This is a genomic window from Corynebacterium gottingense, from assembly GCF_002285125.1.
Lineage (GTDB): Bacteria > Actinomycetota > Actinomycetes > Mycobacteriales > Mycobacteriaceae > Corynebacterium > Corynebacterium gottingense.
The window spans coordinates 412,481-426,261 of the sequence record NZ_NSGN01000001.1 but is presented as its reverse complement, the minus strand read 5'-3'; the positions used below and the strand labels follow the sequence as shown (position 1 = coordinate 426,261).

At 66.7% G+C, this 13,781-nt stretch carries 11 protein-coding genes and 1 pseudogene; 4 read left to right on the top strand and 8 right to left on the bottom strand.

The features are described 5' to 3' along the window. Positions 1-6: 6 nt before the first annotated feature. The 3 genes from CKJ82_RS11585 to CKJ82_RS01995 all read right to left on the bottom strand — a co-directional run bounded on the left by CKJ82_RS11585 (position 7) and on the right by CKJ82_RS01995 (position 3,195). Positions 7-492 (bottom strand): hypothetical protein, encoded by a 486-nt coding sequence (locus CKJ82_RS11585; protein ID WP_133063994.1) that lies wholly within the window; start codon positions 490-492, stop codon positions 7-9. Between the two features lie 77 nt (positions 493-569). Then, positions 570-995, bottom strand: coding sequence for a hypothetical protein (locus tag CKJ82_RS02000; RefSeq protein WP_095536807.1), 426 nt, complete (start codon positions 993-995; stop codon positions 570-572). A 217-nt stretch (positions 996-1,212) separates the two neighbouring features. Beyond that, a complete protein-coding gene (locus CKJ82_RS01995) occupies positions 1,213-3,195 on the bottom strand; it encodes a choice-of-anchor I family protein (RefSeq protein WP_205691344.1) in 1,983 nt (660 codons plus the stop codon). A 202-nt stretch (positions 3,196-3,397) separates the two neighbouring features. Here CKJ82_RS01995 and ilvA point away from each other — a divergent pair. After that, positions 3,398-4,704: pseudogene (gene ilvA / locus CKJ82_RS01990) on the top strand (threonine ammonia-lyase IlvA). A 42-nt stretch (positions 4,705-4,746) separates the two neighbouring features. Here the strand turns inward: ilvA and treZ are convergent. Next, the gene (treZ, locus tag CKJ82_RS01985) at positions 4,747-6,540 is read right to left on the bottom strand and encodes a malto-oligosyltrehalose trehalohydrolase (RefSeq protein WP_095536806.1); all 1,794 of its coding nucleotides are present in this window, start codon (positions 6,538-6,540) and stop codon (positions 4,747-4,749) included. 66 nt (positions 6,541-6,606) lie between these two features. On the opposite strand from treZ, the gene CKJ82_RS01980 reads away from it, so the two are divergent. From CKJ82_RS01980 to CKJ82_RS01970, 3 genes are read left to right on the top strand one after another with little or no spacing between them, the layout of a single operon-like run. Beyond that, the gene (locus CKJ82_RS01980) at positions 6,607-7,251 is read left to right on the top strand and encodes a YigZ family protein (RefSeq protein ID WP_095536805.1); all 645 of its coding nucleotides are present in this window, start codon (positions 6,607-6,609) and stop codon (positions 7,249-7,251) included. Between the two features lie 48 nt (positions 7,252-7,299). After that, the gene (locus CKJ82_RS01975; RefSeq protein WP_095534855.1) at positions 7,300-7,533 is read left to right on the top strand and encodes a hypothetical protein; all 234 of its coding nucleotides are present in this window, start codon (positions 7,300-7,302) and stop codon (positions 7,531-7,533) included. 12 nt (positions 7,534-7,545) lie between these two features. Further along, the gene (locus tag CKJ82_RS01970) at positions 7,546-7,941 is read left to right on the top strand and encodes an Hsp15 family ribosome-associated heat shock protein (protein WP_095536804.1); all 396 of its coding nucleotides are present in this window, start codon (positions 7,546-7,548) and stop codon (positions 7,939-7,941) included. On the opposite strand, the gene CKJ82_RS01965 is transcribed toward CKJ82_RS01970, so the two are convergent. From CKJ82_RS01965 to CKJ82_RS01950, 4 genes are all read right to left on the bottom strand, one after another. Beyond that, positions 7,938-8,993, bottom strand: coding sequence for a GTP pyrophosphokinase (locus CKJ82_RS01965; protein WP_095277581.1), 1,056 nt, complete (start codon positions 8,991-8,993; stop codon positions 7,938-7,940). The two genes, CKJ82_RS01970 and CKJ82_RS01965, sit on opposite strands and share 4 nt — an antisense overlap. A gap of 55 nt (positions 8,994-9,048) precedes the next feature. Beyond that, positions 9,049-11,553, bottom strand: coding sequence for a malto-oligosyltrehalose synthase (treY, locus tag CKJ82_RS01960; RefSeq protein ID WP_095536803.1), 2,505 nt, complete (start codon positions 11,551-11,553; stop codon positions 9,049-9,051). 68 nt (positions 11,554-11,621) lie between these two features. Beyond that, positions 11,622-12,251 carry a hypothetical protein gene (locus CKJ82_RS01955; RefSeq protein WP_095536802.1) on the bottom strand — a complete coding sequence of 210 codons (630 nt, stop codon included), beginning with the start codon at positions 12,249-12,251 and terminating at the stop codon, positions 11,622-11,624. Between the two features lie 87 nt (positions 12,252-12,338). Continuing rightward, on the bottom strand, positions 12,339-13,766 hold the full coding sequence (locus CKJ82_RS01950) for a 3'-5' exonuclease (protein ID WP_095536801.1): 1,428 nt from the start codon (positions 13,764-13,766) through the stop codon (positions 12,339-12,341). Positions 13,767-13,781: the final 15 nt, after the last annotated feature.

The window sequence follows — 13,781 nt, the reverse complement described above, 5'->3', positions numbered from 1 at the left end:
CAGCTCCTAGGACTTGATACCTGCCTGGGCGAGCATTGCCTTCAGTTGCTCCTGCATCCGCGGGTTCGACGCCATGACCAGGGAAAGTGCTTGGAGCAGGCCGGCAAGCATCGTGATGGCGAAGTTGATGTAGGTAAAGATCTCCTTGCCGCGCTCATCAAGAGCGCCCTTGTTAATCCACTCCGAGCTCGGACCCGTTGCGCGGAACGGGGTGGGGGTTGCGGTCACAGCCGGTGCAGTCACCGTCACCGTCACCGGCGTAGGACCGTCTTGGGAGGGCGACGGTGTGGCGGATCCGGTTGCTGACGCAGAGGGGCTCGGAGTCGCGGTTGCAGACGGGCTGGGCGTGGCAGTCGTGCCGGCCGGAGCCGTACCGGTTGTCGCGGAAGTTTCGGTCGTGCTTGGGTCAGTGCTCTTCGCAGAAACGGGGCTCAGACCTGCTACGGCGAGTGCAACGACGGTGGCAGCAGCAACGGGGTAGGTCGCCTTCACTTTGTGTCCTTCCAGTGGGAATAGAGAGAAAAAATCGGCGGGGCCTTCGAGTGAAAGCCCCGCCGAAGTGCCGCGTCTTAGAATACCTTCGGAATGTTCAGGTGTGGGATGCCGAGGTGGAACTGCGCGTTGACCATGTCGATGATCTTGTTTGCGCCGGTCGGGTCGGAAGCAACGATCAGGGTGGTGGTCAGGACTGCCGCCAGGGTGCCGGACACGAAGCCGACGATGTGGCCGTTGGAGGAGCCGGAGGACTTGCCGTTGTTCGGCTGCGGAGCCGGCTTGTTCGGGGTGGTCGGCTGAGTGGTCTCAGTGCCCTCGGTGCCTGCGGGAGCCTCGGCGGTCGGCTCGGAGGTCTCGGTAGCCGCGGTGGTGGGCTCCTCGGTCGGGGTAGTGGTAACCGTAGCGGTCTGGGTGGTGGTCGCGTCCTCAGCCAGTGCCGGTCCTGCCGTGATGGCCAGTGCGGTTGCAGCTGCGACGGCAGCGGTGGAAATACGCTTCATTAGTTTCTAGCTCCTCGTGAGAGTTTTGGTCCTGCGCCGAAACCGGGCTGAAAGATTACAGCTCGGTTACAGCGATGTCGTTAGAGAAAGTAGCAGGTTTCTTACGAAAAGGATAGTGCAGGGTGCCACACCATCCATTTGTTCAAAACGAGCTCCAGCTTAGCTGGGTTTGCTTCGCAAAACTACTGGGTCGCGGGCAAACGTCCGCGAAATCCCACTAGAAGGGAAGCTTGGGTGCGCCCGGAATCTGGCCGAGCAGCTGGTCAACCGGGTTCTGGATCAGGCCCAGGGAAACGCCTCCGGCAACGAGTGCCACCAGAGCGGCGAGCACGCCTGTGACCGCAGCGACAACCTTGCCCGCGGTGGAGGAGCCCTCCTGTTCGTCACCAGTCTGCTGATCCGGGGAGTCCGGTTTTTCTTCCGGCTTCTTTTCCGGCGTCTCGCCAGGCTCCTCACCCGGCGTCTCCTCCGGCTCCTCCGCCTTGTCCAGCAGGGATTCCACCTGGAAGAGCGTGGTGGTGCCGGAGACCTCGTTGCCCACGGCCAGGAGTGCTTCGCCGTTCGGGGAGTCCGCGGCCGGGATGAATGTAAGTCCCTCGGCGCCGAGGTCGCCGACCTTGGACAGGCCGTCGTGAAGCTGCTCCTCGCCCTCGTCGGCAAGCGCTTCCATGTTGATCGAGAAGTCGCGGTTGTTCACGTAGGCCTGGTACTTCGGAGCGCTCGGGTCGGTGATGTTGTAAACCATCACGCCGCCGAGGCGCTCAAAGCCGATGAACGCGTAGGTGCGGCCGTTGACCTCGCCGACGGTGACGCCCTCCGGCTCCGGGCCCTTGTCGTCGGAGCGGGTGTCAAAGGAGGTTTCGGTGTGGTTCGAGTTGAAGTACTCGGGCAGGATGCGGGAGGTGATTTCCTCGAACTGCGAGCCGGAGTCGAAGACACGCTTGCCATCCGCGGTGAAGATGGAGAAGCTGCGCCCGCCCAGGTTGTACAGGTCGTCGTAACAGCCCTTCTCCTCGTTGAGACCCATGGAGGTAGTCATGTTCAGGCGGCCCAGCTGCTCGTCGGACTGCAGCTCCTCGAGCTGGTCCGCGGAGAGACCGGCGTAGCCCTCGCAGATCGGAGCGACGTCCTTCTTGCCAAACTTCTTCAGGCGCGCCTCTTCGGAGTAGCCGTCCCAGTCGCGCGAGTCGCCCTCGTTGGCCAGGACCAGGTAGGTTTCGCCGCCGACGTTGTAGGCAGCGATGGAGTCCGGCTGCAGGAGGGACTTCACCGGCCACTTGGAGATGTTGGTCGTGCCGTCCTTGTCGGAGGCGTCGAAAGGCACCTCGCGGCGGTCGGTAACACCGAGCGGCCAGATGTCCTCGACCTTGCCGGAGGTGATGTCCACGACAGCGATCGCGTTGTTCTCCTGCAGGGTCACGTACGCCTTGTTGCCGTCGACGGCGATGTACTCCGGCTCCAGGTTCTGCGCCTCAGTCTGAGAGGCGCCGACCTGGCCAAAGATGCGCACGCCCTTGTCCGCCAACGTGCCCTCGAACGCCGAAAAGTCGGCGGTACGGACCTTGTCCTGCGTTGGTGCGGCAACGTCGTGCTCGAGGCGGATGAGGGAGATGGAACCCTCCGGGTCAACCGAGTAGTCTTCGGCCGGCTCGCCTTCGTTTGCCACCAGGGCGTAGCGGCCGTTGGGGGTCAGGGTCACCATGTCCGGCAGGGAGCCCACGCCCACTCGGCCGAGCACTTCGCCCGGCGTGTCCGCGCCGGCGTCGAAGAAGATGACTTCGCCGGGCTTCGTCTTGTCCTCGTCCGGCTCCACGGTCGCGACCGCCAGGCCGTCCTCGCGCACGGCGACGGAGTTGATCGTGGTGTCGTCGCCGCCGTGAACTTCGCCCACCTTGGTGGGCGCCGTCGGGTCGGCGATGTCGAGCACGTCGATCTTGCCCGAGTTCGCATTCACGGTGAGCACGCGCTTCGAGGCCTTGTGGTAGGCCACGATCTCCGCGCCGGACTCGTCGAAGACGCCAGCATCGTACGAGCCGATCGGGGAGATTGTCGCGGAAGCATCCTTGGCCTGGTCGTACACAGGCTTATCGACGACCACCGCACCCGCCGGGGCAACAGCAATCAGCGATGCGGAGAGCGCGGCAGTAGCGGGCAACGCGAGCAAAGCGCGGGAGCGGGGACGGCGGAGCGAAGGGAACATGCGTAGGCCTTTCTTGGAGCTGGCTTCGGACCGGCTTTGGGTTCGCCTGTCAAAAGCGTGGTCTGCGGTTGGGTGGCCATCCTAAAGTGGGCAGGTAGTTCCAAGGAGAACGCGTGATGAACACCTGGTGAACCGTGCGGGTGAATGAAAACTGGCGGCGAAGGCCCGCGCGAATACCTGTTCACGGATAGACTTGTCCACCATGAATCCAGCCACCGAGCACAATGAACAGTCAACGAGCAACTACCAACCGGTCCACGCTGCCGACATTCAAGCTGCTCAGGCGAAAATTTCCTCGGTGATTGAGCCGACCCCGCTGCAGTACTGCCCGCGGCTGTCGCAGCAGTACGGCGCAGATGTGTACCTCAAGCGTGAGGATTTGCAGGACGTGCGCTCCTACAAGATTCGCGGCGCTTACTACAACATCTCTCGCCTGTCCGCTGAGCAGCGCGCAGCGGGGGTGGTCGCGGCGTCGGCAGGCAATCATGCGCAGGGCGTCGCGTACGCCTGCCGTGCGCTAGGGATCCAGGGCAAGATCTTCGTGCCCAAGCCCACGCCGAAGCAGAAGCGCGACCGGATCATGGTCCACGGCGGCGACAACGTCGAGCTCGTCGTAACGGGCAATACGTTCGACGAGGCGGCGGAGGCGGCTCGTGCCGACGCCCGCGAGCGCGGGGCAACAATCATCGAGCCTTTCGACGCCCGCGATACCGTCATCGGGCAGGGCACGGTTGCCGCCGAGATCCTCGCTCAGCTGACGGGACTTGGCCGGGAACTGGACACCATCATGGTGCCCGTCGGCGGCGGCGGCCTGCTCGGCGGGATCGTGTCGTACGTGGCAGACATGTCGCCGCGCACGGCCGTGGTGGGGGTGGAACCGCGCGGCGCGGCGTCGCTCGCCGCTGCCCTCGAGCACGGGGCCCGGTGACGCTGACCGACATTGACCCGTTCGTCGACGGCGCGGCGGTCAAGCGCATCGGCGCGTTCCCGTTTGAGGTGATCGAACACAACCAAGGGCGTACGCACCTCCTGCGCGCAGACGAGGGCGCGGTGTGCACCGAGATGCTCGCGCTGTATCAAAACGAGGGCATCATCGCCGAGCCCGCAGGCGCGCTGTCTGTCGCGGGACTTGCCGGGATGAAGGTCCAGCCGGGGTCCACCGTCGTATGCGTCATCTCCGGCGGCAACAACGACGTGCTGCGTTACGCGGAGGTCATGGAGCGCTCCCTGGTGCACCGCGGGCTCAAGCACTACTTCCTGGTGAACTTCCCGCAGGAGCCGGGGCAGCTGCGTACCTTCCTCACCGACATCCTCGGCCCGGACGATGACATCGTCCTGTTCGAGTACCTGAAGAAGAACAACCGCGAGACCGGCGCGGCGCTGGTCGGTCTGGAGCTCACCCGCGCGAGCGACCTGGAGCCGCTGCTGAAGCGCATGGATGACTCCGTCATCGAGTGCCGCCAGCTCACGCCCGGCACGCCGGAGTACGAGTTCATCGTCTCCAGCTAGCCCAGTGGGCCGAGCGGGCCGAGCGGGCCGTGCGGATCACGCCTAGCGCTGGATGTAGGCGATGCCCCAGGGGGCTAGCACCGTCTCGTCGGCACCGACCTGCGGGTCGGTGAACGAGTACAGCAGCGTACCGCCGACCGGCACGGTCGCCGGCTCGTCGCTGAAGTTCGCAGCCAGCACGACCGTTCCGTCATCGCTACCGTCCGCCATGGTCAGCCACTTCTCGCCGTTGTCCACCTGCAGCGTGCGCAGGTCCTCGCGGTTGCAGCCGTGCTCGCGGCGCAGCTGGATCAGGCGCTTGTAGGCGTCGTGGACCTGCTGCTGCTCGTCGGTAAAGGTCCAGTTCAGCTTCGCGGACGTGTAGGTCTCCTCGTTGCCCGGGTCCGGCACTTCGTCGTGGTCCCAGCCCTGGCGGGAGAACTCGTGGAGGCGACCCTGGCGGGTGCCCTCCAAAATCTGCTCATTGGAGTGGGAGACGAAGAAGGGGAACGGGGTGTCCGCGCTGAACTCTTCGCCCATGAACAGCATCGGGGTAAACGGGGAGTGCAGCAGCACCGCAGCCTTGAGCACCTGCTGGGTCGGGGTGAGGTTTTGGCTCGGGCGGTCGCCCGCAGCGCGGTTGCCGGTCTGGTCGTGGTTGGTGGTGTAGGACACCAGGTGCCACGGAGCGACGTGGGAGAGGTCCAGCTCGCGGCCGTGCGTGCGGGCGCGGTACTTCGAGAAGGAGTTGCGGAACCGGTAGCCGTTTCGCAGCGTATCCGCGAGGATCTCCATGGAGCCGTAGTCCATGTAGTAGCCCTGGGTCTCACCGGTCAGCAGAGAGTGGATCCCGTGGTGGAGGTCGTCGAGCCAGTGCCCCTCGAGCCCGTAGCCGCCGCGCTCGGGGGCGCTGATCAGGCGCGGGTCGTTCTGGTCGGACTCGCCGATCACGGTGCGAGGCACGCCAGTGTCCGCGGCGAGGTCGTCGCCGATGCGGGCGATTTCTTCCATGATGGAGAAGGCGAGGCGGTCGTCGTAGGTCTGCACCGCGTCCAGGCGCAGCCCGTCAGCGTGGAACTCGCCGAGCCACTGGCGCACCGCATCCAGGATGTAGGCGCGCACCTCGTCGGAGCCGGGGCCGGAGATGTTGATGACCTCGCCCCAGGCGGTGAGCCCGTCCGTCAGGTACGGACCGAACTCGTCGTTGTAGTTGCCCTCCGGGCCGAAGTGGTTGTACACGACGTCGAGGAGGACGGCGATGCCGCGGGTATGCGCGGCGTCGATAAGCTCCTTGAGCCCCTGCGGGCCGCCGTACGTCTCATGGATGGCAAACCAGTCGACGCCGTCGTAGCCCCAGTTTCGGGTTCCGGCGAAGGGCTGCAGCGGCATGAGTTCGATGGTGTTGACGCCCAGCTCGGCGAGGTAGTCCAGCTTCTCAATCACGCCGGCGAAGGTGCCGGAGGGGGAGAAGGTGCCCACGTGGAGCTCGTAAATCACCATGTCCTTGGTGGGGATGCCGGACCAGTTGTCATCGTTCCACGCGAAGTCGGTGCTCACGACCTCGGACGGGCCGTGCACACCCTCGGGCTGGAGGCGCGTGCGCGGATCCGGCATGGGGATGGACCACTGGGTGCCGTCGAAGAGCGAGAAGGTGTAGTGCTGACCCGGCTGCGGGGCGGCGGTGGCGGGGTCGAGCACCCACCAGCCTGCGCGCTCCGCGTCGGGCTGCATGTCGTGTTCCTCGCCGTCGACGGTCACGCGCACCTTCTGGCCCTTCGGGGCCCATACCTCAAACTGGCCCGGGGCGGTGTGGGACGCAGCATTGTAGGCAGTGTTTGTGCTGTGTGATTCACTCATGTTCCCCAGCCTAAGGAGGCGACTCGAGCACCGCAATGACGTCGTCCCCCGGTAGACTCCACCCCTATGCTGACCACCTACGAGCTGCCCGCCGCGGGCGCGCCGACCACCCACGAACTTGAAATCAAACGTTCCCGGTTCATTACCTGGGTGGGTCGCGTCGAATCGGAGGATGAAGCACGCGAATTCATCCACGCAGCGCGCGAGGCGTTCCCGGATGCGCGCCACCACTGCTCGGCGTTCATCGTCCACGTTGACGGCGCGCAGCCCATCGAGCGCTCGTCCGACGACGGCGAGCCGTCCGGCACCGCGGGCACACCCATGCTCGAAGTGCTCAAAGGCTCAGGCTTGGTCAACGTATGCGCAGTGGTCATCCGCTACTTCGGCGGCACCAAGCTGGGCACCGGCGGGCTCGTCAGCGCGTACACGCACGCGGTGACCGGCGCGCTCGAGAACCTGCCGCGCGCCACCCGCAACCTCCGCGAGCTCATCACCGTCAACCTGCCGCACGCCGAGGCCGGCCGGATCGAGTCGGAACTGCGCAACGCGGGCATCGAGGTCGTGGACATTGCCTACGGGGCACTGGCCACGTACACGCTCGGGTTCGCCCCGGGGGAGCGTGAGCTTGTCGACGCCCACCTGGCAGCGTCCACCCAAGGCACCGTCGAGTCGAAGGAAGCCGGGCACCGGTGGGTCGAAACGACCGACTGATCCGCGGCAAACGCCGGCTGCGCGTGATCCCGCGATAGACTGTGCAGCATGACGATGAAGCCTCGCCTCAATAACCCCATCGCGCGCCGCAAGGAAGCTGTGCGCAAGTACAGCCGGAACGCCGTCCTCTGGGCCGGCGGCGGAGTGGTCGGCGGTGTCGCCCTCGGCCTCATCGCGGGCTCATGGTCGCTGCTCATCCTCGGTTTTGTCGTCGCCGTCGTTGGCGGCGTGGCCAACTGGATGAAGGTGCAGAAGATCGTGAACCATAAAGACGAGTACTAAAGGCGCGGGCGAATGACCCAACCCGACGGAAGGCCCGACGGAAAGGCAGTGCGGATCGACGCCTGGCTGTGGGCCGTCCGCATCTTCAAGACCCGCACCCAGGCCGCGGAGGCCGTGCGCGCCGGGCACGTCAAACTGAACGAGCAATCGGTAAAACCCGCCGCGCAGGTCGTGCCCGGCGACGCGGTGCGCGTGTGGAAGGACCACCGCTACCGCGACCTGGAGGTCACGGCAACCGTGCGCAAGCGCGTCGGGGCGCCCGTGGCCAAACAGTGCTACCTCGACCACTCGCCGCCACCGCCCCCGATGGACATTTTCGCCACGATGCCCAAGCGCGAGCGGGGAGCGGGGCGCCCGACGAAGAAGGAGCGGCGCGAGACCGACCGCCTGCTGGGTCGGCGCCGTTAGTTCGCCGCCCGGAGCTGCGCCAGACGCTTGGTCAGCCGCGCCCGGCGCACCTTTGGCCGGTTGCCGGCGTCCCAGGTGCGCTCGATGTGGTCGGTGCCGTAGCGGTTGAGCAGGAGGTCGTCGACAAGCCTGACTTGCCCGGGCACGAATGAGTAGCGCAGGCCGTTGGTTACCGCCTCAAGGTCCGCCGGGTTGAGCAGCTCCGCGACCTGCGAGACCCGCTCGAGGCCGTGCGCGCGCAGCAGCTCGTTGAGGAACCGGTAGTCCGCCGCCCGCGAGAGTGGGTAGCGCGAACCGAGCAGCACCGTGAGGATGCCGGGCAGGGTCTCCGGCGCGATCTGCGCCTCCACGTCCGCCCCCTCCGCAGGTTTCACATCCGTGATCCCGGCGATCTGGTCAAACTGCTGATCGGCCAACTCGATGAGCCCGGCCGCGAGCGTGAACGCACGGTCCACCTGCGGGTCGACGTCCTCAACGGCCCGCTTGTAGCGCACGTCGTGCTCGAACTCGGCCCAAGCGTGCTGGAGCACCGTGCGGATCTGCACCTCGAAGGCCGTCCCCACATACTCCTCGAGCCCCTCGGACCTCTCCTGCACCCGCAGCACCAGGTGGTGCGAGCCGTAGCCGAATCCGCCGGCCACGCGCGTCTCCTCCGCCTTATCCACGCTGCGCAGGACCTCAAACTCCTCCGCAAGCAGCGTCTGCACAGCGGGGATCTCAGTGGAGTGCAGCACCGTAATGCGCGCCCCGATGATGTCCTTAATGTCCGTCCACGGTTCCGGGTAGACGGGTTCGCCGTCGCGCATCTTGCGCGCCTTTTCCTTCAGCGAGGGCCACGTCTTGATCCGCACGTCCACCCGGTCGAAGTTCACGGCGGCATCGCGCATCAGCTCGTGTAGCGCGTGGCGGAACGCCGTCGCCGGGTCCTCGTGCGCATTGAGCCAGTTGAAATAGGTAGAGCCGAGCCGGGCGATGGTCGCGTCGGGAACCCTCGCCTCAGCCTTCCGCGCCCCCTTGCCCGCCCGGGCGCGCTTCTCCTGCTCGTTGCTCATCAGGAGCTACAGCATACCCCGCTGCGTGCTTATCGACGCCCTCACAGTCCCATCTTCACGCCCCCGCCCGCACGAACAGCGCCACCGGCAGCGCGGAGAACACGTCGGCGACCTGCACAGTCCCGCGAAACTCCCGCCTGCTCAGGCGCTCGACCCACGTACCCTCCGGCAGGTCCACCGTCGTTTCGCCCCAGCCGCCGGTCCTGGCCAGCTTGAGCGGCTCCCGGGTGGCGAGCCCAATCACCTGCGCGTCCTCGCCCTGCATACCTCGCGCCATGCCGACGAGGTGGTGCTGCGCGGGACCCAGCGCGAACACGGCCCGGTACGAGCCCTCCGAAAATACCTCCGGCCGCTCGTGGCGCAGCCGCAGCGTCTCCGCCGTGACCGCCTGCTTCGCGTGGTTGCCGCGCTCCGCCAGCGCCTCGGGGGTCGGCGGAACCTCGCCGTACAGGAACCGAGCCACGTCGAATGACTCACCGCTGCGGGCGGCGTCGTACTGTGCGAGCGTTTGCGCCCGGGCCGTGTAGTCCACGAAGGCCCTGTTGTCCGGGTCCACGAGCGCAAGTTCTACGAACTCCTGCCCCTGGTACGTATCCGGAATGCCCGGCCCGACCAGCTGGAGCAGCTTGCGGCCCAGCGACACCTGGACCGCCCCAATGTGGAGCTGCCGGACGAACGCGCTCACCCGCGCGGCGGCCGGTCCGTACAGGACAGCGTCCACCCAGTCCAGTACCCGCTGTTCGTAGCGCGCATCCGGGTCCACCCACGTGGTGTGGAGCGCCGCCTCGCGCACCGCCTTCGTGGCGTAGCCGTGCAGGCGCTCCCGCAGTGCGTCCGTCACCGCTCCGTCCTCCGGCCAGACGCCGATGATGTTCTGCAGGAGGAAGTGACCGGTCGCGCTGTCCGGCGGCGGCACCAGCGCAACAACCTGCCGCACCAGCTCGGCAAAGTCGGTCGGCACCTCGGTGAGCTCGATGATCCGCGCACGGGTGTCCTCGCTGCGTTTTGTGTCGTGCGTGGACAGTGACGTCATCGCGTGCGGCCACAGGCCGGCGCGCTCGTCCTGCAGCAAGTGGAACTCCGCCGCCCCGACGCCGAAGCGCCCCGGCGCGCCGCCCACTTCCTGCAGCGCCACGAGCCTGCTCGCGCGGTAGAACAGCGTGTCCTCGACGCCTTTGGCCATGACGGCGCCGCAGACTTGGGCGAAGCGGTTCTTCGCCTCGCCGGACGCGAGGAAGGCAGCCGCGATGAGGTCGAGCGCGTTGCGGCGGGAGGGGAAGCGCTTGGACATGTCCGAGATGACGCTGGAGGTGATGCGCGAGAGCGACCGGTAGTCGGCGCGGTAGACGGGCATCGCTGCGACCAGCTCGATCACTGTCGACGCCAATTGCTCATCCGAGACTTCCGCGGTCACCGCGGAGAAGTTGTCGCGGCGGATGGCGCGAACGAGCCTGCGTACCTCGGCGCCCAGCTCGGAGGAGGCGACGTCGTGCTTGAGCTGCTGCTCGCTCGCCGCGATGGCCTCCTCGTCCCAGGTCGAGCCGGATTGCTGCAGGGCGAGCATGCTTAACGTGTCCTCGGCCGAGCGGTTGAGAAAGATGCCGTCGAGTTCCCGCAGCGCGTCGTACCCGGTGGTGCCGTCGACGTGCAGGCGCGGGTCGAGCGGCTCGTTGACGCCAAGGATCTTTTCCACCACGAGCCACCGGTCGTGCCCGATGAGGTCCCGCAGGCGGGAGAGGTACGCGAAGGGGTTGGTCAACCCGTCGGGGTGGTCGACACGTACGCCGTCGATAAGCTCTTCTGCGATCAACTGGCGAAGGAGCCGGTGCGTGTGCTCGAAGACGAGTGGATCTTCCTGGCGCACCCCTACGAGCCCATCGACGGAGAAGAAGCGGCGGTACGAGATTACGCCGTCGCGCCAGTACATCAGCTTGTACGGCTGGCGCTGGTAGACCTCGAGCGGGTCGTCGTCGAGACCGCCGTACGACCCCGGCGCGAGGGGAAAGTAGTTGTCGTAGTAGGCCAGGACATCCTCCCCGCCCGGGGCAGTGCCTGCGGGGAATTCATCCTCGGCCAGGTGAGTGAGGCGGAGCTGCTCCTCGTCGCCCTCCTTGCCAAGCACCGGGAGCCCGAGCTTACCGCCGGCGCCGTTGTCCTCGTGCCAATCAATATCAAAGTAGGTGGCAAACTCGGAGTCCGCGCCAAGCTTGAGCACGTCCCACCACCAGCGGTTGCGATGCGGGACCTCCACGCCCACGTGGTTTGGCACGATGTCCAGCACGATGCCGAGTCCGGCGTCGTGTGCTGCCCGGGCGAGCTCGCGCAGGCCCTCGATGCCACCCAGCTCCGGGTTAACCTCGGTCGGATCGATGACGTCGTAGCCGTGATTGGACTCCGGCATGGCGGTGAAGATGGGGGAGAGATAGAGGTGCGATACCCCTAGGTCGCGCAGGTAGGGGATCTGCGCCTGCGCCTCAGCAAACCCGAACGCCCGGCCCGCCGGGTCGGCCCCCGGGCCGCGCAGCTGGAGGCGGTACGTGGAAGTGATGGGTCGACGCATGGTCGTGCTGCTCCTTGAGCTGGAATAAACGGGGACACAGGGACACCCCATTCACCATAGCGAGGTGGCTAGTAAAAGCGGCGTACCTTGCGCGGACGGCATAGCAGGAGCGGGAAGCCGAGCGAGTACCGCATCAGGCGCTCCCAACCGACGACACCGGCGACGTCCCTCGGTGGTGCGTCGAAGACGAACAACTTGTTGTCATCAGCAACGTAGTACAGCAATTCGTGCTCCGGGCGCAGCACTTCCGTGAAGTGCGAGTGCAGTACGTCGAAGGTTGTCGGGTGCGTCACCCACCCCGCGGCCGTCCACCCAAGTGCTTGGACCTCAACGCCGCGCGGGAGCGAGCCCGGGGCACCACCGAGCGCGATGGACGGGTCCCGGACCCAAAACGCCTCCTCCGGGCCGCGCTCCTCGGCGAAGCGGAGCAGGCGCGCGGCAGCGTGCTTCCACGCTTGGTGCTCCGAAAAGCCCAACATGCCCACTTGCTGGTGCGTGAGCGCGGCCGTTGCCGGGGTGTCAAACACGCACGCCAGGCCGGGCGACAGGCCGACGTACGCAGTTGACGAGCTCAGCCCGGGCGTGAGCCACGCGTACGGGCCGGTGGAATAACGCTCGTCGCGCCGGGCGAGGCGGGGGATGAGCAAGGCGGGCAGCTCCGGGGCGCGGGGAGCCAGGGTGTCAGAAAAATGCGTCATGCACTATTAGACGCAAAAAGTGCCGCTCCGGTTCCATGCGTTGCCGAAGAAATTGAAATTTTTTTGACGGAGGGGGGAGTTGGCAGGTCAGAACGGTGGTTCGTCGTCAAGCTCGAGCACCGAAAGCAGGCGATCCGCCTGCCAGATCTGGATCTCCTGGCCCTTTTCCTGCAGTTCCTTGGCGCGCTTTTCCTTCGAGGTGACGCTGTTCCAGGCGCCGACCACCAGGATCGTCGTCTTCTTGGTCACGTTCTTGCCCACCTGGCCGCCGTGCTCGGCGATGCCGTTCCAGAGCGTGCCCTTGTCAAAGGGCTCGAATTCGCCGGTAAGCGTGACGTGCTGGCCGTACAGCGGCGAATCCGGGCTGGCGTCCAGGCTCGGCTCGGGGACCTTGTCGGGCGTGGCCACAGACTGCCAGGGAGCCGGGCCGCGCTGCCCGCCGCTCGAGACCCCCGCCCCCTTGCCCGAGCCGGATTGCCCACCGCGCTTCGGCCCGGCCTGGTTACTGCCGCGCGGCGCGGCGGCAGCCTCCACGACGGCCTGCACGCCGCCAGCGGCGAGCAGCTCCGCCTGTGCGGCGCTCCGCGTCCCGGAGCGGTCCCGCGTCACCGGCGAGACCTTCGCCTGCTCGATGGTGCCCAGCACAAAGCCGCTGCTGTGCACGAAGCTGGCCAGGGAGCCTGTGTGGTGCGCCCGGCGCGCCAGGCCGAGCATGATGCCGGCGCACGCGGCCGCGTCGGCGCACGCGTCGTGGTGGTTGTCCAGGCCCACACCGAAATACTCCGAAAGCGTGGGCAGACGGTGGTTGCGCACGTCAAGGCGCTCCGCGCGCGACTGCGCGAGCGTGCACGCGAACAGCATGGGCGGAACCGGGTGCCCCGTAGCCACGCACGCGCTGTGCAGCGCCGATGCGTCAAACTGCGCGTTGTGCGCGACCAACGGCAGCTCGCCGACGAAGTCAATCATCGCGTCGATGCGATCAGCCACGCCGGGCGCGTCAGCCACATCCTCGGCGGTAATGCCGTGGATGGCCACGTTGCCCGGCTCGAACTGGTTGCAGCTCTCCGGGGGCTGGCACAGCCACGACACGCGGTCGACCTCTTCGCCGTCCACAAACTTGACCAGCCCAATCTGGCAGATGGAGCCCCAGTTGGGGTTGGCGGTCTCCACGTCGAACCCCACAAAATCGAAGCCGGGGATCGCGCCAGAAGCCTCCGCACTATCGACGTCCGGGGCTTCGCCCCGGCGCGCCGCAGCCACCAGCGACGCGAGCGCTTCTACTTGCGACGCCTCGCCGGGCGCGAAGCGCACCACCTTGGTGTCCCCGGCCCCGAGCGTGATGGTGAGGCGGCCTTCTTGCCACCCGTCCCCGGGCTCGGTGGTCACCTCGGTGATGTCCGCGACGTCCACACTGTGCTCGTCGGACTCGCCCGTGAGGGCGGCGGCGAGGGGCGAGGGGCGCCACACCACCTTCGAGTTGGTCACCGTTACCAGGGCGCCGTGGGCGGAAATCACGTGAACTACTCTCCA

Excerpts from the sequence above, each read along its gene's own strand:
- CKJ82_RS01970 (WP_095536804.1), top strand. The coding sequence starts at position 7,546 with ATGACCCAACCCGACGGAAGGCCCGACGGAAAGGCAGTGCGGATCGAC.
- CKJ82_RS01975 (WP_095534855.1), top strand. The coding sequence starts at position 7,300 with ATGACGATGAAGCCTCGCCTCAATAACCCCATCGCGCGCCGCAAGGAA.
- treY (WP_095536803.1), bottom strand. The coding sequence starts at position 11,553 with ATGCGTCGACCCATCACTTCCACGTACCGCCTCCAGCTGCGCGGCCCG.
- CKJ82_RS01965 (WP_095277581.1), bottom strand. The coding sequence starts at position 8,993 with ATGAGCAACGAGCAGGAGAAGCGCGCCCGGGCGGGCAAGGGGGCGCGG.
- treZ (WP_095536806.1), bottom strand. The coding sequence starts at position 6,540 with ATGAGTGAATCACACAGCACAAACACTGCCTACAATGCTGCGTCCCAC.
- CKJ82_RS01995 (WP_205691344.1), bottom strand. The coding sequence starts at position 3,195 with ATGTTCCCTTCGCTCCGCCGTCCCCGCTCCCGCGCTTTGCTCGCGTTG.
- CKJ82_RS01980 (WP_095536805.1), top strand. The coding sequence starts at position 6,607 with ATGCTGACCACCTACGAGCTGCCCGCCGCGGGCGCGCCGACCACCCAC.
- CKJ82_RS02000 (WP_095536807.1), bottom strand. The coding sequence starts at position 995 with ATGAAGCGTATTTCCACCGCTGCCGTCGCAGCTGCAACCGCACTGGCC.
- CKJ82_RS01955 (WP_095536802.1), bottom strand. The coding sequence starts at position 12,251 with ATGACGCATTTTTCTGACACCCTGGCTCCCCGCGCCCCGGAGCTGCCC.